3 protein-coding genes and 1 pseudogene are annotated in these 21,913 nt (G+C 37.6%); all 4 read left to right on the top strand.

The window, feature by feature from the left end:
* Positions 1–331: 331 nt before the first annotated feature.
* The gene (locus tag ACFCT9_RS08730; protein WP_412518639.1) at positions 332–10,033 is read left to right on the top strand and encodes a Rib/alpha-like domain-containing protein; all 9,702 of its coding nucleotides are present in this window, start codon (positions 332–334) and stop codon (positions 10,031–10,033) included.
* A 298-nt stretch (positions 10,034–10,331) separates the two neighbouring features.
* Positions 10,332–11,162 carry a hypothetical protein gene (locus ACFCT9_RS08725; RefSeq protein WP_412518637.1) on the top strand — a complete coding sequence of 277 codons (831 nt, stop codon included), beginning with the start codon at positions 10,332–10,334 and terminating at the stop codon, positions 11,160–11,162.
* 198 nt (positions 11,163–11,360) lie between these two features.
* Positions 11,361–11,460: pseudogene (locus ACFCT9_RS08720) on the top strand (YSIRK-type signal peptide-containing protein); the annotation flags it as partial.
* 8 nt (positions 11,461–11,468) lie between these two features.
* Positions 11,469–21,785, top strand: a complete 10,317-nt coding sequence (locus tag ACFCT9_RS08715) for a GA-like domain-containing protein (protein WP_412521646.1) — start codon at positions 11,469–11,471, stop codon at positions 21,783–21,785.
* Positions 21,786–21,913 lie beyond the last annotated feature (128 nt).

The following is a 21,913-nucleotide window of genomic DNA, read 5'->3' as shown; positions in this document are numbered from 1 at the left end:
CCATTCCTTTTTTGTAGCCAATCAGTTATTTGTGTTTTAAAAATTAATAGCGTTGACAATTTTTTAATCATTTATTATGCATATTATTCAAATGCTACGTTCGGAATCAGTATAGCAAAACTAGTATTACAACCGCATTTTATAAAACGATATAAGTAAAGTGAGTAAAAATACTATTACGTACAATTAGATAGGTGGTATAATCTGTATGGCACCATATATTGTTGTGATGGGGCTCAATTTAACAATTATAAATAGAAATACGAGAGTTAAGTTAAAGTGTACTCGTTATTATGATGTATGCCCAAATTTAATTTAAGGAGTGTCTAGGTTGAAAGACGAACACACATCTAAGAGAAAAGCATCTTTTCTACCCGATAGAAAAAACAAATATTCTATACGGAAATTCACAGTAGGTACCGCTTCTATTCTAGTAGGAGCTTCTTTACTTTTCGGGTTAGATACACAAGATGCACAAGCAGCTGAACAATCAACAACATCTACAGAAAACGCAGCAACTCCAAACAAAGACACGAAAGTTGAAGTGAATCATGCAGATGCAGTTGTAAATGAAACTGCAAATTCTACATCATCTGAAGTAGTGAAAACAGATGATGTAAAAGAAACATTAAAAGCTATAGTTGAAGCACCTCAACCGACAGAAAGTAAAGCCTCAACAGAAAAAACAACTTCTGACGATCAGGTAGTTGTTAAAGAAACAAGTCAAAAAGCAGAAGTTGTAACATCAAACCAACAAGAATCAAAACAGCAAGTGGTTTCAGCAGAAAAAGCAACACTTGAAAACAAAGCAGAGGTTCAACAAGCAGTTGAAGCACCTAAAGTAGAAGTACCAACATCTACTTTAGAAATCCAACAAGTTCAAGACTTGAATACAGCTGCTGAATTTTATGCACAATCTTCAGGTGTTTCAATAGAAGATGCACAAGCTCTAATTCAAGAATTGAATTTAGATAGCAATGCGACACCAGAAGAAATTCAACAAGCTTTAATTTATCAATTATCTCATGAATATGATGTATGGTTTAAACCTGCAGTTCGTGAAGGTTTAACGACAGAAGCTGAACACGTAGCAGGCAGCCCTGACATTGTGAAATATGCGGCTACATTACCAAATGATCCAGAAGTTATTGAAGCAGATGCGATTAAAAATGGTTATGTCCGTTCAGGTTCAGATGAAATTAATAAAGCAAACTTGATTTCTGGTCGTGCTTGGATTACATCAACAGGTACATTGGCGACAGGTAGTAATGGTATGTTGCCAGTTCCTGTAAATACACCAGTTTTCTTACAATGGAAAGACCAAGATGGCAGTGTATCTCCAATTTATGTGGCTTATACACATAACAACAAAAGTGATGATGCAGCACAAGATGGACCCGGTGCATACGCCTTTGATTTAAGAAAAGGATGGACAGATGCGACAGGTAAACAACATCTTTATACTGCGCATGAAGGCCAAGAATACCGTTTCTGGATTGAAGATTTCAAAACTCCAGAAGGCAATACAGCTACAATGTTACGTCAAGCTGGCGGTTACTTCCCAGGTGCGTTCGTAAATACATTTACAGGCAGTAACTTAGGTCAAGTACCGGTTGTAGGTAAAAACGTCAGCCGTACAGGTATTTATATGTCTGTCATTCCATCTGCACATTATATGACAAAAGATGCGAATCAATGGTCAACATCAAACGCAAGTCCTGGTGACCCAGGTATATTAGCAGTAGACGGAATGAATTCAGTACGTGGTAAAGTATGGCTTGAAAGTTCAGGTGGAGATAAAGCCAACTCTGCGACAGGTCCTGTGTTTAATCCTAACTTTGGAGATAAAGTTGCGAGCAACTACCATGTTGTATTCAGTACATTAACAGCAGCTGGAGCGAGTGCATATAGACAACAAGTGGAAAGTTTACCAACTAACCAAAGACCAGCCGCCGCAAAACGTTTATTATCACAACATCCTGAATACATCGCATCAACTGTTCAAACTACTACAGACAGTAGAGGAGCTTATGCGATAAAATTCCCAACTGGTATGCAAATGGATTATCTATATGGATTTGTTACAGACCCAAAAGGTAACTTAGTACAAGCTTATTCAGCTTATACATCACCAGAATTTAGAAGACCTAACTCAGCGCCTTCTATTTCACCACAAGCTATTCCATATCCAGGATTGCAACAATGGGCTAACGTAAACTTTGCAGTTGTTACAAGTCCAAGCCAAGCGCCAAAATTAGATATTACAAACTTTAATACAACAACACAACCTGCTTCTCCAGGTAGTAAAGCATTAATTAAATTGGACGGTAAAACGATTCCAGCATTGCCAACACATATTGTATGGACTAACGGTGCAGGTCAAGTTGTTCATACAACAAAAGATTTCTACACAATTAAAGAAGGCGAAAAATTAGGCGCCTTTACTATTCCGTCAGGGGCAAAAGATGGTGAAATTTATACGGCATTACTTGTATCTGGCGACAACGTCATTTCAGGTGATTCTTTAATTGTTCGTAAAATACAACCGCAAAAAGATAAATATGAACCAACAACAGGTGAAATCACAAAACCATTTGGTACACCAACGACTGAACAAGAAGTAAAAGACAAAGTTACAGTACCAAAATTCCCAACAACAGGACCACAACCTACTTTCACTGTAGATACAACTAAGATTCCTGATGGCCAAACAACAGGCGAATTCCAAGTTCCAGTGACAGTGACATATCCTGATGGCACAAAAGACCATGTGAATGTGAAAGTCACAGTAGGACCAAAAGATTCAGATACGTACGAACCAACAACAGGCGAGATCACAAAACCATTCGGTACACCAACAACTGAACAAGAAGTGAAAGACAAAGTTACAGTACCAAACTTCCCAGCAGATAAAGGTACACCAACGGTAACAGTAGATGATCCAACAAAAGTACCTGATGGTCAAACACCAGGCGTATACGATGTTCCAGTGAGAGTAACTTACCCAGACAAAACAACAGACAAAGTCACAGTTAAAGTGACAGTTGGCGAACAACCGCAAAAAGATAAATATGAACCAACAACAGGCGAGATTACAAAACCATTCGGTACACCAACAACTGAACAAGAAGTGAAAGACAAAGTTACAATTCCAAACTTCCCAGCAGATAAAGGTACACCAACGGTAACAGTAGATGATCCAACAAAAGTACCTGATGGTCAAACACCAGGCGTATACGATGTTCCAGTGACAGTAACTTACCCAGATAAAACAACTGATAAAGTGAACGTTAAAGTTACAGTTGGTGAACAACCGCAAAAAGATAAATATGAGCCAACAACAGGCGAAATCACAAAACCATTCGGTACACCGACAACTCCTGATGAAGTCAAAGGCAAAGTAACAGTTCCAGACTTCCCTAAAACAGGAGACCAACCAGTAATTACAGTGGATGATCCGACAAAAGTTCCAGACGGTCAAACACCAGGCGTATTTGATGTTCCAGTAACAGTGACTTATCCAGATAAAACAACTGATAAAGTTACAGTTAAAGTGACAGTTGGTGATCAAGCAGATAATGCGAAATACGAGCCAACAACAGGGGAAATCACAAAACCATTCGGCACACCAACGACTGAACAAGAAGTGAAAGAAAAAGTCACAGTCCCTAACTTCCCAACAACAGGAGACCAACCAGTCTTTACTGTAGATACAACTAAGATTCCTGATGGTCAAACAACTGGAGAATTCCAAGTTCCAGTCACAGTGACATATCCAGATAAAACAACTGACACAGTGAATGTGAAAGTCACAGTAGGACCAAAAGATTCAGAAACTTACGAACCGACAACAGGTGAAATCACAAAACCATTTGGCACACCAACGACTCCTGATGAAGTGAAAGGCAAAGTCACAGTCCCTAACTTCCCAACAACAGGAGACCAACCAGTAATTACAGTGGATGATCCAACTAAAGTTCCAGACGGTCAAACAACAGGCGTATTTGATGTTCCAGTAACAGTGACTTATCCAGATAAAACAACTGACAAAGTAACAGTTAAAGTTACAGTTGGCGAACAAGCAGATAATGCGAAATACGAGCCAACAACAGGGGAAATCACAAAACCATTTGGTACACCAACGACTGAACAAGAAGTAAAAGACAAAGTCACAGTTCCTAATTTCCCAGCGGACAAAGGTACACCAGTAGTAACAGTGGATGATCCAACAAAAGTTCCAGATGGCCAAACACCAGGTGTCTTCGACGTACCAGTAACAGTAACATACCCAGATAAAACAACTGACAAAGTTACAGTTAAAGTCACAGTTGGTGATCAAGCAGACAATGCGAAATACGAGCCAACAACAGGGGAAATCACAAAACCATTTGGTACACCAACAACTGAACAAGAAGTGAAAGACAAAGTTACGGTCCCTAACTTCCCAGCAACAGGAGACCAACCAACAATTACAGTGGATGACCCGACAAAAGTTCCAGATGGCCAAACACCAGGTGTCTTCGACGTACCAGTAACGGTGACATACCCAGATAAAACAACTGACAAAGTCACAGTTAAAGTGACAGTTGGCGAACAACCGCAAAAAGATAAATACGAACCAACAACAGGCGAAATCACAAAACCATTCGGCACACCAACGACTGAACAAGAAGTAAAAGACAAAGTCACAGTTCCAAACTTCCCAGCAGACAAAGGTACACCAGTGGTAACAGTGGATGATCCAACTAAAGTTCCAGACGGTCAAACAACAGGCGTATTTGATGTACCAGTAACAGTGACATATCCAGATAAAACAACTGATAAAGTTACAGTTAAAGTGACAGTTGGTGATCAAGCAGATAATGCGAAATACGAGCCAACAACAGGCGAGATCACAAAACCATTTGGCACACCAACGACTGAAGATGAAGTTAAAGGCAAAGTCAAAGTCCCTAACTTCCCAACAACAGGTGATCAACCAGTCCTTACTGTAGATACGACTAAGGTCCCTAATGGTCAAACAAGTGGAGAATTTGAAGTTCCAGTCACAGTGACATACCCAGACAAAACAACTGACACAGTAAATGTGAAAGTAACAGTAGGTCCGAAAGATTCAGACACTTATGAACCAACATTTGAAAATATCACAAAACCATTCGGTACACCGACAACTGAACAAGAAGTAAAAGACAAAGTCAAAGTCCCTAACTTCCCAGCTGATAAAGGCACACCAGTAGTAACAGTAGATGACCCAACAAAAGTACCAGATGGCCAAACAACAGGCGTATTTGATGTTCCAGTAACAGTGACATATCCAGATGGTTCAACTGACAAAGTAACAGTCAAAGTTACTGTTGGAGAACAACCAGATAATGCGAAATACGATCCTAAAGCAGGAGAAATAACTAAACATTATGGTGAAACAACAACTCCAAATGAAGTAAAAGATAAAGTAACAGTTCCAGGATATCCAGAAAATGGTCAACCATATACAGTAACAGTAGATGAAACAAAAATTCCTGATGGTCAAACAAGTGGAGAATTCGAAGTTCCAGTCACAGTGACTTACCCAGATAAAACAACTGACACAGTAAATGTGAAAGTAACAGTAGGACCAAAAGACTCAGACACTTACGAGCCTACAACAGAACCAATCACAAAACCGTTTGGCACACCGACAACAGAACAAGAAGTGAAAGACAAAGTCAAAGTTCCAAACTTCCCAGCAGATAAAGGTACACCAGTAGTAACAGTAGATGATCCAACAAAAGTACCAGATGGTCAAACACCGGGCGAATATGATGTTCCGGTTACAGTGACATATCCAGATGGCACAAAAGATCACGTGAATGTGAAAGTAACAGTAGGACCAAAAGATTCAGACACTTATGAGCCTACAACAGAACCAATCACAAAACCATATGGTCAAGGTACGACTGAACAAGAAGTGAAAGACAAAGTCAAAGTCCCTAACTTCCCAGCAGATAAAGGTACACCAGTAGTAACAGTGGATGACCCAACAAAAGTACCAGACGGTCAAACACCAGGCGAATATGATGTTCCGGTTACAGTGACATATCCAGATGGCACAAAAGATCATGTAAATGTGAAAGTGACAGTAAATCCACAACCACAAAATGATAAATATGAGCCAACAACTGGTGAAATCACAAAACCTTACGGTTCAACAACTACAGAAGACGAAGTTAAAGATAAAGTAAGCATTCCAGACTTCCCTAAAGAAGGCGACCAACCTGTAATTACAGTGGATACAACTAAAATCCCAGATGGTCAAACAAGTGGAGAATTCGAAGTTCCAGTAACGGTGACATACCCAGATAAAACAACTGATAAAGTCACAGTTAAAGTAACAGTAGGACCGAAAGATTCAGACACTTACGAACCAACAACAGAACCGATCACAAAACCATATGGTCAAGGTACAACAGAACAAGAAGTGAAAGACAAAGTCAAAGTTTCAAACTTCCCAACAGACAAAGGTACACCAGTAGTAACAGTGGATGACCCAACAAAAGTACCAGACGGTCAAACACCAGGCGAATATGATGTTCCGGTTACAGTGACATATCCAGATGGCACAAAAGATCATGTAAATGTGAAAGTGACAGTAAATCCACAACCACAAAATGATAAATATGAGCCAACAACTGGTGAAATCACAAAACCTTACGGTTCAAAAACTACAGAAGACGAAGTCAAAGGTAAAGTAAGCATTCCAGACTTCCCTAAAGAAGGCGACCAACCTGTAATTACAGTGGATACAACTAAAATTCCAGATGGTCAAACAAGTGGAGAATTCGAAGTTCCAGTAACGGTGACATACCCAGATAAAACAACTGATAAAGTCACAGTTAAAGTAACAGTAGGACCAAAAGATTCAGACACTTACGAACCAACAACAGAACCGATCACAAAACCATATGGTCAAGGTACAACAGAACAAGAAGTAAAAGACAAAGTCAAAGTCCCTAACTTCCCAGCGGATAAAGGTACACCAGTAGTAACAGTGGATGATCCAACAAAAGTACCAGACGGTCAAACACCAGGTGAATATGATGTACCGGTTACAGTGACATATCCAGATGGCACAAAAGATCATGTAACAGTTAAAGTTACGGTTAATCCACAACCACAAAATGATAAATACGAGCCAACAACAGGGGAAATCGCAAAACCTTACGGTTCAACAACTACAGAAGATGAAGTCAAAGGAAAAGTAACAGTTCCAGACTTCCCTAAAGAAGGCGATCAACCAAAAGTAACAGTGGATGATCCAACAAAAGTACCAGATGGTCAAACACCAGGCGAATATGATGTACCAGTGACAGTCACTTACCCAGATGGCACAAAAGATCACGTGAATGTGAAAGTAACAGTAGGACCAAAAGATTCAGACACTTATGAGCCTACAACAGAACCAATCACAAAACCATATGGTCAAGGTACGACTGAACAAGAAGTGAAAGACAAAGTCAAAGTCCCTAACTTCCCAGCAGATAAAGGCACACCAGTAGTAACAGTAGATGACCCAACAAAAGTACCAGATGGCCAAACAACAGGCGTATTTGATGTTCCGGTTACAGTGACATATCCAGATGGCACAAAAGATCATGTAAATGTGAAAGTGACAGTAAATCCACAACCACAAAATGATAAATATGAGCCAACAACTGGTGAAATCACAAAACCTTACGGTTCAAAAACTACAGAAGACGAAGTCAAAGGTAAAGTAAGCATTCCAGACTTCCCTAAAGAAGGCGACCAACCTGTAATTACAGTGGATACAACTAAAATCCCAGATGGTCAAACAAGTGGAGAATTCGAAGTTCCAGTAACGGTGACATACCCAGATAAAACAACTGATAAAGTCACAGTTAAAGTAACAGTAGGACCGAAAGATTCAGACACTTACGAACCAACAACAGAACCGATCACAAAACCATATGGTCAAGGTACAACAGAACAAGAAGTGAAAGACAAAGTCAAAGTTCCAAACTTCCCGGTTGATAAAGGTACACCAGTGGTAACAGTAGATGACCCAACAAAAGTACCAGATGGTCAAACACCAGGCGAATATGATGTACCAGTGACAGTCACTTACCCAGATGGCACAAAAGATCACGTGAATGTGAAAGTAACAGTAGGACCGAAAGACTCAGACACTTACGAACCAACAACAGAACCGATCACAAAACCATATGGTCAAGGTACAACAGAACAAGAAGTGAAAGACAAAGTCAAAGTTCCAAACTTCCCAACAGACAAAGGTACACCAGTAGTAACAGTAGATGATCCAACTAAAGTACCAGATGGCCAAACACCAGGCGTATTTGATGTCCCAGTAACAGTGACATATCCAGACGGCACAAAAGACCATGTGACAGTTAAAGTAACAGTAGGACCAAAAGACTCAGATGTCTTTGAACCGGTTACTGAAACAGTAGAAAAACCATATGGTACACCGACTACAATTGATGATGTGGTTTCTAAAGTAACTGTACCTGGATATTCTAAAGTGGATGACCCTTATAAAGTTACAGTAGACGATCCATCAGAATTACCTAATGGTCAAACACCAGGTGAGTATGATGTAACAGTTACCGTAACTTATCCAGATGGTTCAACAGACCATGTTGTTGTGAAAGTTGTTGTAGGACCAAAAGACTCTGACACTTATGAACCAACAACAGAACCGATTGAAAAACCATTTGGCACTCCAACTACAATTGATGAAGTTGTAGGTAAAGTGACAGTTCCAGGTTACCCAGAAAATGAAAAACCATATACAGTTACAGTGGATGACCCATCATTAATTCCAAGTGGTTCAATCCCAGGAACTTATGATGTCCCAGTAACAGTGACTTACCCAGATGGCACAAAAGACCATGTAAATGTCACAATTACTGTTGATCCACAACCTGATGCTGATATTTATAACCCGGGTTATAATGATGTTGAAGTAAATCCAGGCGAATCTATCGAGATTCCTCAAGTTAAAGATGAAGTACCTACTGGTACACGCTTCGAAATCCCTGAAGAATCTGGAGTGGATAAAGATTGGACAGTCACAGTAGATCCTGATACAGGTAAAGTGACAGTGACAGCACCAAAAGATGCGGTTGAAGGCGATGTTGTAACAGTTACAGTTCAAGTCACATATCCAGATGGTTCAACTGAAAATGTAACAGTGAATGTCACAGTTCATGACTCTATTGCGCCAGAAGCACCAGTTGTGAACCCAATTGAAGCTGGCGATAGAATTGTTACAGGAACTGGTAAAGAACCAGGTACAACTGTGACAGTAACATTCCCAGACGGCTCTACTGTATCAACTAAAGTCGATAAAGACGGTAATTGGAAAGCAGATGTTCCATCAACAGTAACATTGAAAGTCGGCGATACTGTTAAAGCAGTAATTACTGATGAAGCAGGTAATGTTTCAGAAGAAACAGCAGCACCAGTTAAAGATACAGTTGCACCAGACGCTCCAGTTGTGAATGGTATTCACACAGGTGATAAAGTCATCACAGGTACAGCTGAACCAGGTACAACTGTGACAGTAACATTCCCTAATGGAACAACAGTTTCAGTTAAAGTGGGACAAGATGGTACTTGGTCAGTAGATGTTCCTTCTGGTGTAACATTGAGAACTGGCGATAAAGTAACTGCAGTAGCGATTGATGATGCAGGCAATGTTTCTAAATCAACAACTGCGATTGTTGTAGGTGATAAAGAAGGTACTCCTAGTCCGAACGAAGGAAAAACTAAAGTATCAACAGATCGCACAACAAACCATACTCATAACAACAATCAATCAACTAAAGTTGAAGTATCTAAAGCGAAAGATACAGATTCAAATAAAGCAGCTAAAAAAGCAAAATCAACTGCTAAAGCATTACCAAATACTGGTGAAGAAACTACAAATAGCGGCGTATTATTTGGAGGATTGTTCGCAGCCCTTGGCTCAATCTTGTTATTCAGAAAACGTCGTAACCACGATGACAATAAATAAAACTAAATAGTAAACAGTTTTTAGGTCGTACCTTTTTAAAGGGTGCGGCCTTTTTTTATACATATGGGGAATTCCCTGATTTTGATATTAAGTACAATTTAATTTAGCAAAAAGTATTCATTTATTAAAATTTATACGATATGATAAGTGAAGTTAACGCTAATGAGCGTCCCTTTTAATTCCTATCACAAACAAGGCTTTGTTTGTTTCAATCTTTTTATTTCACTTCTAACCACCTCTTTAATCTCTCTTTTAGCAACGATTTCTTAAATTAAATGACTCGATAGGAGAATCAATTATGGACTACACCTACAATATTTTTACTTCATCCGTATGTAATTTTGATTTAATGCATGATAACCAATACATTACTGTTTATTTTGTGATAAGTGGTTTAGCTAAAGTAACCATCGATGAAATTGAATTAGAATATGGAACGGGCGATATCTTTGTGACAACACCAGAAATGAAATATTCACAGATTCAAAGTATCAATGGCAGCATGGTTTGCCTCTCTATCAACAAAGTTCACTTTAATAAATATTACTTAAGAAATGCGCGGAACATTACTAAAACAGCTGAAACAAAACTATGTATGAAAAAGGCGTTTATGAATTATATTCGCTTTATGTATGAAGAGGATTTATTTATGGCAGATATCAATATCATTAAGCTGATTAATTATCTGCACATTTACTACAGTGAAAGTGAGAGCTATATTTTTAATTTCACGAATAATGAGAATGTATTGAAGGCTGTTGCACATGTGAATCATAACTTTAAAGCGCAATTAAAGTTGAGTGATGTCGCACAAGTTCTTTATGTTAACAGTAGTTTTCTTTCAAGAAAGTTTAAAGAAGAAATGCAGATAGGCTTTAATGAATATGTGAGACGGCTTAAGCTTTATAAATTAGCTGAAGAATTATTAATTCGCGGTAATGAATATGAGTTATGGAAAGAATATAATTTTACGAGTTATCGTACTTATTTGAAGAACTTCAAAAATCAATTTCATATGAGTCCTAGTGAATTTATCATTCAAGCTCAGTATTATAAAAGTGCAGAAAATACGATATCTGAATTGATTTATAGAGAAGCTTTGGCGTATTTGGAAGGGACAAACAACTAAACTTTACTGTGATATCCATTGTCTACACTTTTTTTACTTTTAACATGCACTTTTTTTACTATTCCTTTGATGTCTATTTATTTTCAAAGAAAATCAGTTAATATAAATTTTGTTCTCTTAACACGAGTATGTTAGGAACTGATTTTTTTAGAAATAGAACACTCAGCATATAGACAAAGACACATCGGAGGAACAACTATGAAACAACCTAATCGCAGACTTGATTTTTTGCCTAATAAGCAAAACAAGTACTCTATCCGTAAATTTACGGTAGGAACCGCTTCTATCCTTGTAGGAGCAACATTCATGTTTGGACTCAGTCATGATGCCCAAGCAGCAGAAGAACAAACATCAAGTACAGACACCGCACAAACCCAGTCTGAAGCACCCAAACCTAACTCAGACACAAAGTCTCAACATACCCAAGAGACACAAAACAAAGCAGTCGTTACACCACCTGTAACAACAGAAGCTCCTGCCTCTGAAAACACTGCACTTCATAATCCAGAACCAAATCAAACAACATCCAAAGAACCAACAACAATAGAACACGCACCTCAACCAGAATCAGCACAACAAACAGATAAAGTTACAACTCCAGAATCAACACCAACGATCGAGCAACCATCAAAATCCAATCCAACAACAAACAAACGAGCTAAACGTTCATTAGACCCAGAAACGGTTGAAGCCCCTGTCAATAACGAAACATATAGTGGGAAAATCATTGATTATACTGGCAGCAATTTAGTGAAAAAAGTTAGTAATCCAGGACAAAAAGTTGCGCCAGATTATATTGATTTTTCACCTAAATTCAAAGAACGCGACAGTAAAGCTTATTCATTCCTGACAAATAAAGAAACAGTGACAAGTACAAAAACTACAACAACAAATGGTGGCAGTATTCATGCATATTTAGGTGATTATATTACGCTCGATGACAATCAACCAGAAGCTTATGTATATATTAACAACGTAGGTATAGCAAATGGTCATAAAGTAGATGCATTGGTACATGTCAAAATGGATGAACCATCTAGAAAGTTTCCGACTAATAAAAGGTATTTCTTTACTTCAGGTCGAGACATGTTATCAATGACTTCTCAAGACGGTGGCGGTGCAACAGCTAACATTAAGTTTTTGTCTCATGTTGATAAAGCAAAGTTAGACGATTTTTATAATAAAAATTCTAAAGGTACATCTATTACTTCTGTAATAGAGGGCTTAAAACAGCTTAATGAGCATTTACATCCAGTAAGTGGATTGTTAAATATTTACGACCTTGATGATTATGATCGAAACAAAGCTATAGATGTTAGAAAGTCCGTCACTTTTAACCAAAATGAAATCAATGAACTGTATATTAGTAATAAGCCTTCTTCAGAAGCAACAGCTAATTTAGAATTAAAAGATAATAAAATCATTATTTCAACAGGTGAACGTCCAAAAGGACCTGTTGAAGATTATCCAAATAGAGTAACTGCGACTTTTAAAGATAAGAGCGAATTAACTTATAGTATGACTGGAAGACAAGCTTCAGGAACAGCGTTTCATGTAAAAGGTATCTTACTAGTGCCGGTACAACCTTATACAGTTCAAATTGATAATCCAACAGGTAGCGATGATGCGAAAGTAACAATTACTCAGTATATTCCAACAAGAGAAGTAAACCAGGCAGCTACTTTGCCAAGCAAAATTGAAATATCAGCTGAGTTTCCACAAGACATTGTTGCAGTGGCGAAGTCTGATAATACTTTCTTTACTGTAAAACAGAATAATACAAACAAAGTTATTTTCGCTAATAGTAATACCGCTTTAAAAAACCCCACTTTTTATGATAAAACTTACACGCCTTCAATCGCTTTGAAACATAACTTAACAACTGAAGATATCACCTCAAATTCAGAAAAGTGGACACGATTAAAAGAATATTACGATGGAAATGTATTAAACGTTCCAGTGAAGTGGTCATTTGATAATGGAACAAAGCACGTTGAAGATCTTGTAACAGATAATCAAACAGTTGGTCTCAAACTTTCAGATGAATTGAAGAATGAAATTGATAAACAAATTATGGCAGAAGCAACCGCTTCTGTAGAAGAAGCTAAGAGAGCTCATGCGCAAGCAAAAACTACTGCTCAAACAATTGCTGCAGATCAACTTGTCAGTAAGAACGAAATAGATAACTTGAAAAATGAAATTCAAAATGCAACTGCCAAGAAAAATGATGCTCAAGCGAAAGTGGATCAATTACCAGAACGTTTAAAGGCAAAATTGCAAGACGAATTAAATCAATTAACTGATATTGTATTGCCTGAAGTAAACGATGAAAATAATAATTCAATCACTGATGATCAAGACAAATTGATAGCAGAGGCTGAACAACTGTTAAAAGAAGCACAAGAAGCCGAAAACAAAGCTAAAGCAGAATTAGAATCAGCAAACGAAAATAATGCTATCTCTCCAACTGAATATGATAATTTATCTGCACTACAAAAAGAATTTGAAACTAAGAAAAAAGCGGCAGAAACTAAAATAAAAGCAGTGAATGAGAAACATCAATCACCTTTAATAGAAAAATTGAATAAGCTAACTGGCATTGAAATTCCAAAAATGAACGACAAGAACAACAATGGAAAACCAGATGAACAAGATGAACAGGAACAGCAAGCAGCAGCTTTAGTGAATGTAGAAGATGTGGTTAAGAAAGCTGAGGCAGCAGATCAAACTGCACAATCACAGTTACAAAAAGCAAACGAAGATCAATTGATTAAGCCACAAGAATACACAGAATTAACTGCACTAAAAGAACAAGCAGCTTCAACTAAGAAAACAGCAGAAGACGCAGTTAGAACTTTGCCATCAGACCAACAGCAAGATTTCTCAGATAGATTGAATGTCTTAAAAGGAATTGTTGTACCAGAAGTTAATGACAAAAATGAAAATGGTATTCCAGACAACCAAGATGAGTTAATTAAGTTAGCGGAAGCGGCTATTAAATTGGCTGAAAATGCTGAGAAAGTAGCGGTTTCTGATTTAGCAACAGCACAAGAAAATCAAGCAATTAATCAAAAGGAAAATGAGAAATTAACAGAAGAGCAAAAGCAATTCGAAGCATTAAAACAAGCGGCTATTGAAAAAGCGAATGCGGTTGATTCTAAATACAATGACAAACTATTACAACAAATCAATGCATTAAAAGGTATCCAAGTACCGAATGTTAATGATACTGATAACAATGGAAAACCAGATACGGTTGATAATGAAGAAATCAATCAATTGTTAGAACAAGCTAAAGCAGCTATTGAAGTAGCTAAAAAAGCTGATAAGGCAGCACAAGATAAATTAGCTGAAGTTAAACAAGACGAAGTAATTTCTCAATCAGAATTAAATGGTTTATATGTAGTTGAAAATCAAGAAGACGAGGCGAACGCAACTGCACGAAATTTAGTTGGATTACTTCCAGAAAATCTGCAAGCACCATTATTAGATGAACTCAATGCATTGGATGGCATCGAAATTCCATCTATTAATGATATTGATGGCAACAACATTCCTGATGACCAAGATACATTAATTGCGGAGGCTAAAGATTTACTAGCAGCAGTTAAAGCGGCCGATCAAAAAGCAAACGAAGAATTAACAAACGCAACCGCGGACAAAGCTATTAGTCAATCAGAACATGACAACTTAGAAAAACTGCAGCAAGATTTCACAGCGAAGAAACAAGCAGCTGACAAGAAAATTAAAGAAATTAATGAAAAGTATCGTGGTGATTTACCGACTGAACTTGAAGCATTAAAAGGCATTGTTGTTCCTGCAGTAAATGACAACGATGCCAACGGTAAACCAGATGATGAAGATGCAAAAGAACAACAAGAATCAGCGTTGAAATATGCACAAGCGTTAGTTGAGAAGGCAGAAGAGGCAGATAAAAGTGCGCAAGAACAATTACAACAAGCTAATGAAGATCATTTGATTAAGCCTGAAGAACATACAAATTTACTTGCTGCAAAAGATAATGCAGACACAACAAAAGCCACAGCAGATACAACAGTAAAAGCATTGCCACAAGATCAACAAGCATCATTGTTAGAGAGATTAGATAAGTTAAATGGTATTAATGTACCAGAAACAAATGATGCCAATGGTAATAACATCCTAGATGCTCAAGATGCATTGATTGCTGAAGCAGAAGCGTTATTAAAAGAAGCAAAAGCAGCTGAAGACAAGGCGAAATCATCATTAGAAGCAGCGAATGTCAACAATGCAATTACACCTGAAGAACATGACAACTTAGCAAACTTACAACAAGCGTTTGAAGCTAAAAAACAAAAAGCAGAAGATAAAATTGCAACAATTGAAAAGCAGCACCAAACACCTTTAACAGAAAAATTAAATCAACTTACAGGCATTAACGTACCAGAAGCTAATGACAACGATCCCAACGGTAAACCAGATGTTGAAGATGCAAAAGAAAAACAAGAAGCAGCGTTTAAGAATGCAGAAGCATTAGTTAAGAACGCTGAAGCAGCAGATCAAGCAGCACAGGAAAAATTACAACAAGCTCAAGCAGATGACTTAATCAAACCTCAAGAGAAACAAGATTTAACTGCAGCAAAAGACAACGCAGACACAACAAAAGCATCAGCAGATGAAGCGGTTAAAGCTTTACCTTCAGAATTACAGGCACCGTTATTAGAAAGATTAGCTAAGTTAAATGGTATTGCAGTACCAGAAACGAATGATGCCGATAATAACGACATCTTAGACGAACAAGATGCATTAATTGAAGCGGCTAAATTATCTATTAAAGAAGTTGAAGTAGCTGATGAAAAAGCTAAAGATGAATTAGCAAAAGCAGATGCAGATAAAGCTATCAACCAATCAGAACATGACAACTTAGAACAACTACAACAAGATTTCGTAACGAAGAAAGAAGCAGCTAACGATAAAATCAATGCAATTGATGAGAAGCATCGTGATGCATTATCAAAACAACTTGAAGCATTAAACGGCATTGTTGTACCTGATGTGAATGATAAAGATAACAATGGCAAATCAGATGATATTGATCAAGCTGAACTAGATGCATTAATTAAAGCAGCACAAGCCTCATTGGATAAAGCAAAGGCAGCAGATTCAGCAGCGAAACATCAATTAACAGAGGCAACTGCAGATAAGTTGATTAATCCTGAAGAACATCAAAAGTTAACTGAAGGTCAGAAGTCAGGAGTTTCAACAAAAGCGGAAGCAACAGAGGTAGTTAATGCATTGCCTGAAGCATTGCGTACACCATTTGAAAAAGAGTTAGAAAAATTAGATGGCATTATTGTTCCGGAAATTAATGACACAAACAGTAATGATATTTTAGATACTCAAGAACCATTGATTAAAGCAGCTGAGGATGCAATTACGTTTGCTGAAGCAATGGATGGTTTAGCGAAAACAAAATTAGCAGAAGTAACTGAGAATCAAGCTGTTTCACCTGAGGAACATCAAATACTGTTAGACTTACAACAAGGTTTTGAAGCAAGAAAAGCAGAAGCACAACAAGCTTTAGATGCAGTGAATCCGTTATATCAAGGTGTATTACCTGGGAAATTAAAAGCATTAACAGGTATTACAGTTCCTGCAGTAAATGATAACGATGCTAATGGTAAACCAGATGATGAAGATGAGAAGATAAAACAAGCAGCATTAAAAGCAGCAACAGAATTAGTTGAAAAAGCGGAAGCAGCAGACCAAACTGCGCAAGCACATTTAAAAACGGCACAAGCAGACCAGTTAATTACACCAAAAGAATTAGATGATATAACTTCAGTTGAAGATGATGCCGCTTCAACCAAAGCGCAAGCTAACAAAGTCGTTAACGAATTACCATCTGACATACGCCAACCATTATTAGATCGCTTAGCACAATTAACAGGTATTACAGTTCCATCTGTAAATGACAACAATGAAAACAACATCCCAGATGAACAAGATAAGTTGATTCAAGAAGCCGAAGATTTATTGAAAGATGTTAAAGCGGCAGATGAAAAATCAAAAGATGCATTAACTAAAGCACAAGCAGATCAAGCTGTTAATCCAGCTGAACACGCTGCACTTTCACAACTACAAGATGAGTTTACAGCGAAGAAAGAAGCAGCTAATGATAAAGTTAATGCGATTGATGAGATGTATCGTGGCACATTGCCGCAACAACTTGCAGCCTTAACTGGAATTGAGGTTCCGGATATTAACGATACAAATAGTAATGGTGTACCGGATGATAAAGAAGCTGAACTCAGACGACTTGTACAAAAAGTTATTGATACTGATAAAGCAGCAAAAGATGCTATTTTAGCTATTCAAGATGACGGTTTGGTTAATCCAGATGAAATTGAATCATTAAGACCATTCAAATTAGTAGCATACGAATCGAAAATGATTGCCTTCACGGATGTGCATAACTTATCGAATGAGACACCTTTAAAAGCAGAATTACTCAGCGTTTTAAGACAATATCCTGATTTAGTTGTTCCACCAGTAAATGACGAAAACAACAATAATATTCCTGATTCAGAAGATTTATTAATTCGTTTTGCTGAAGCGGCATTGAAAGAAGCTAAAACAGCAGACCAAGCAGCCAAAGACATGTTAGCTGCGGCACTCGAGCCAAATGAAGTCATCAATCCAAAAGAACAACAGGTATTATCAACAGCACAAACAGAGTTTGAACAAAAGAAAGCATTAGCAAACGAAAAGATAAATAAGATTCAAGAAGCATATCGCAGTGACCTGCCACAACAACTTGCAGCCTTAACTGGAATTACTATCCCTGACATTAATGACACTGACAGCAATGGCATTCGTGATGACGTAGATCAAGCAATTGATAAGGCGAAAGAAGCGGTTGAAGCAGCGAAAGCAGCATATCATAACGCTTTAGATCAATCTGAAGCTATTCAAAAAGATGCGCTTGTTACACCAGAAGAAAGCGAAGCATTATCAGAAGCAATCACAGTCGCAGAAGCTAAAAAAGCAGATGCACAAGCACAAGTGAACGCATTGTTATCAGGTTCTGATAAACAAGCATTGCAAGCAGCACTTGATGCCTTATCAACGATTGAAACACCACAAGTCAACGATGAAAATCATAATGGTGTTCCTGATAAAGAAGATAGATTGTTTGATGAAGCAGTCAAAGCTTACGAAACAGCCAAAGCAGCTGAAACAAAAGCGCAAACAACATTAGAAGAAGTTCAAGCAGATGGTGTGGTAAACCCTGATGAACAAGCACAATTGGATGCGTTACAAGCAGACTTTAAACAAAAGAAAGAACTTGCTGAAGAAAAACTACAAGCAGTTGAAAGTCAATACAGACAAGATTTACCAGAAAAACTACAAGCTTTAACAGGTATTTCTATTCCGACTATCAATGATGCAAACCATAATGGCATTCGTGATGACGTCGATACATTGATAGATAAAGCACAACAATTAATTGATGCTGCTAAAAAGATGGCACTATTAGCACAAGATAAAGTAGAGAAAGCATCAGAGGACGGCCTAATTAATCCTAGTGAATTAGAAGCTTTAAGTGGTGCTAAGAATTTAGTTGAAGCGAATAAAGCAGCAGCCCAAGCACAAATTGATGCATTACCAGCTGCGTACCAAAAAGAATTACAGTTACAATTAGATGCGATTAATGAAATCACTTTGCCAACAGTCAACGATCGAGATAATAACCATATTGATGATCATACAGATGCGTTAAAAGCAGCTGTTCAGGCTTTAATTGATGAAGCAAAACATGCTAATGAAAAAGCACAACAACAACTAGAAACAATTCAACAAGATCAATTAATTACACCAAAAGAACAGTTCGAATTAAACAATCAAGCTAATTATGCGAAAACAGCTAAACATTATGCACAAAAGGCAGTGGACATGATTGCGGAAAGTTTGAGACCAGAGTTCCAAACGCAATTAGATGCATTAAAAGAAATTGAAATTCCAGAAACAAATGATGCTAATTCAAATGGCATCAATGATAAACAAGATCAATTGATTAGTGATGCATTACAAGCAATTAAGGCAGCACAAGCAGCTGAAAATGTGGCGAAGGTCGGGTTAGAGACAGCGTTAGATAATGACCTTATCAATGATGATGAACAGCACATATTATCAGAACTTCAAACAGCATTCTTAGTACAAAGAAATAACGCTGAAGAAAAAGTTGCATTAGTAGATGAGGTCTTAAAAGGCGATATGCTGAAAATGTTAGATGCTTTAAAAGGTATTGAAGTACCAACAGTTAATGATCGTAACCATAATGATGTAGAAGATACATTAGATCAAACGTTACAAGATTTAATGGAAAAGGCTAAATCAGCACATCAAACAGCACAAGAGGATTTAACAAAAGCGAATGCTGATTCATTAATTACGCCACAAGAACATGCTGCATTAGTCAAATCAAAAGACAACGCAGAAAAAGCAATAGCACAAGCAACTGAGACAATTCAACAAAGCAAAGTGCCGACAGCAGTGAAAAATGAATTGTTGAATGTTTTAGCACAGATGCAAGCTATCACAATTCCAACTATCAATGATCAAAATAGTAATGGCATTTCAGATGACATTGATACATTGCTTGAACAAGCAGAAACACGTGTAGCTCAAGCTGAAGAACTGAATCAATCAGCACAAACTGAACTTGCTACAGCAACAAAGAATGGATTAATTACACCACAAGAACATCAAACATTAACGCAACATCAAGCTTTATTCGAAGGTGCTAAAAATACAGCACAACAAGTTGTTGATCAATTACCAAAAGCGTATCAAACACCTTTTGAAGTGCGTTTAAATCAACTTCACGGTATCGCAGTTCCAGTCATCAATGATCAAGATGCCAACGATATTGCGGATGTAGATGATGCAGCATTAGCTGAGGCAACAGAGTTTGTCAAAGTCGCACAAGCTATGGATGCTAAGCTGCAAGAAAAACAAGCAGACATTATTGCTGATAGCTTAGTTACGCCAAGCGAGTACGAACAATTAACTCAATTACAAGCTATTTATGAAGCTGTGAAAACACAAGCAAAAGCGAAGGTGGACCACTTACCATCATCACTTCAAGGTCATCTGCTTAATGATTTAGCAGCACTAAAAGGTATTACATTACCGCAAATTAATGATCGTAATGAAAATGGTATTGAAGACAACACAGATGCATTAATTAATGATGCAAGAGAAGCTGTAAAGACAGCGCAAGCAGCTGATATGAATGCTCAAAAGCAATTCACTTCTACGGTTTCAGATAACTTAGTGACACCACATGAACAAGCATTATTGAAGTCAGCACAAGAACACGAACAATTATTAAAAACAACTGCAGAAGCAAAAGTAGAGGCATTGCCAAGTGAATTAAAAGGCAACTTACCAAAGTTATTAGCACAGTTGCAAGGTATAGACATCCCAGAAATCAATGATGTTAATGCGAATGGAACGAATGATATTCAAGATAAGTTGTTAAGTGATGCCGAAGTGGCAGTAAAAGAAGCAGAACTTGCGGATAAAGCAGCGCATGCCACATTTGATATGGCGGTTTCAGACAACTTAGTGACACCACAAGAGCAAGCATTATTAAAGTCAGCACAAGAACACGCACAAACATTGAAAACAGTTGCAGAAACAAAAGTAGAGGGATTGCCAACTGAATTAAAAGGTGAATTACCAGAGTTATTAGCACAATTACAAGGGATAGACATTCCTGAAATCAATGATGTTAATGCGAATGGAGCGAATGATATTCAAGACCAGTGGGTAAGTAATGCTGAAGCGGCATTAAATCAAGCGATATCAGCAAACCAAGCAGTCCAATCTGAACTCGAAAAAGTCATTTCAGATCATCATGTACAGTCAGAGGAACAAGCGACTCTAACGATTGCGCAAGAAAAAGCGAACATCGCAAAAGAAACTGCTCAAACTGCTATTAATCAATTACCAACTGAACTAAAAGGTAACTTGGTTTCAGAGTTGGACAACCTAGAGGATATTGAAATTCCAGCAGTTACTGAAGATAATTCAGCACAAGATTCAGATACAACTCAGAATGAAATTTCATCAGAAAAATGTGAGACAGGAGAACAACATCCAGAACCAACACATCAAGAAAAAGTTGACGAAAATACACTTAACAAGTTAATTTCTGATACAACATCAACAGATAAAATAAGTGATAATGAAGTTAAGCAAGAAGCTAAAACAGATAATAAAGAAGAACATCAAGACAACACATCGCAAGAAGAAGTATCATCTGACAATGTGTTATTAGAAGAACAGCAAGTAACAACGCAAGAAGATCAAACATCTGAAGATACGTCTAATGAATCAACACATCAACAGAATAACACCCAAACTTCTTATGAACACTTAAATCACAATAACAAAGCACAATGGACACAAACATCAACGCAACAAGATAGCAATACTACACAACCCGTTGCTTCTGAACATCACAAAGCCTTACCAAATACAGGAGGAACACAATCTAGTGGAATCCTTGTAGGCGGTTTAGCCGCATTGATTGGCGCAGCATTCTTAGTAAGTAGCCGCCGCAGAAAAAATTAATCGGTAAATGAAAGTCGTACTCGTCATGAGTGCGGCTTTTTTGTCGGTTTAATATGTAAAAACATCATAAAGAACCCCCATTCTATTGACCTAGAGTGGGGGTTTAGTGATTCATAAGTTTAATATGT

Source organism: Staphylococcus simulans (genome assembly GCF_047037175.1).
Taxonomy (GTDB): domain Bacteria; phylum Bacillota; class Bacilli; order Staphylococcales; family Staphylococcaceae; genus Staphylococcus; species Staphylococcus simulans_C.
The sequence above is the reverse complement of the archived record's forward strand: the minus strand, read 5'-3'. Positions and strand labels throughout refer to the sequence as shown.